The sequence below is a fragment of the Streptomyces olivochromogenes genome, from assembly GCF_001514115.1.
In the GTDB taxonomy this organism is placed as follows: Bacteria; Actinomycetota; Actinomycetes; order Streptomycetales; family Streptomycetaceae; genus Streptomyces; species Streptomyces olivochromogenes.
Window position 1 is genome coordinate 38,814 of record NZ_KQ948494.1, and the last position, 1,295, is coordinate 40,108.

General features: G+C 64.6%; 1 pseudogene. It reads right to left on the bottom strand.

The features are described from left to right. Positions 1 to 37: 37 nt before the first annotated feature. Positions 38 to 1,197, bottom strand: a pseudogene (locus AQJ27_RS49635) (IS3 family transposase). Positions 1,198 to 1,295: the final 98 nt, after the last annotated feature.

Consider the following 1,295-nt stretch of genomic DNA (forward strand, 5'->3'; position numbering starts at 1 on the left):
TTGACCTGCCCCACGGTTTGGGTTCCAGCTGCGGTGGCTAACTGGCTGCGTGGATGGTGTCTTGTGTGGAGAGTAGTTCGTACTCGATGGGGGTGCGGTAGCCCAGTGCTGAATGTCGTCTCTGGCGGTTGTAGAAGATCTCGATGAACTCGAAGATCGCGTTTGCCAGTTCGACCCGGGTCTTCCAGCGCTTGCGGTTGAGCAACTCGATCTGCATCGAGGACCAGAACGACTCCATCATCGCGTTGTCCAGGCCGTCCCCGACGGTGCCGAACGACGGCAGGAGGCCGGCGGAGCGGATCCGTTCCCCGAAGACCCAGGACGTGAACTGGGTGCCGTGATCGGCGTGAACGATCCCGCCCGGCTTGGGGCGGCGGTTGCGGATGGCCATGTCCAGCGCGTTGACCACGAGGGTGGAGTCCTGCCGTGAGTCGATGGACCAGCCCACGATCCTGCGGCTGAACGCATCCAGGACTGCCGCGCAGTAGACCCACCCTTCTCTGGTGCGGTGCTGCGTGATGTCGGTGACCCACAGCTCGTCGGGACGCAGCCGATGGAACTTCCGGTTGACCAGGTCGTCGGCGGTGACGATGCCACGCAGCCGCTTGATGCGTATTGGTCCAGGCAGTCCGTGGATCCCGGCCTGTGTCATCAGCACCGACACGGTCCTGGTGCAGACCCGGATGCCCATGCCCAGGGTGAGCTCGGCGTGGATGCGGCGGTAGCCGTAGGTGCCGCGGGAAGCGACGTGAACCTCTCGGATCAGCCCGGTCAGCCAGTCCCGCCGTAGCTGTCGTGGAGTGGTCGGTGTGCGCTTGTGCTTGTAGTAGTTCTGCCGGGCGACGCCAAGGATCCGGCAGCACCTGTCGACCGGTGCCCCGGCATCGACGAGTCGGTCGATCACCGGGTAGAGCCTTTTGGGGCCGGCTTGTCCTTGCCAAGGAACTTCGCCGTCTGCCGGACGATCGCCAGCTCGGTTTCCAGCTCATGGATCCGCCGTCGAGCGGCCCGCAACTCAGCAGACTCGCTCGACGGCGTTCCCGGTCGCCGCCCGTTGTCGATGTCGTCTTGCCGCAACCACTTCGACAACGTGACGGGATGGATGCCGAGCTCCACCGCCGTCTGTTTGGCCTGCTTGCCGGCGCGGACCAGCGCGATGGCACGCGCTCGGAACTCCGGAGGATAGGGACGAGGCATGACTGCCAGCCTTCCGTGAAGGGCTGTCAGTTAGCCACCAGAACTGGAACCTGAGAGGTGGGGCAGGTCAACCTGTCACCCAAACCTGCAGCAGACCC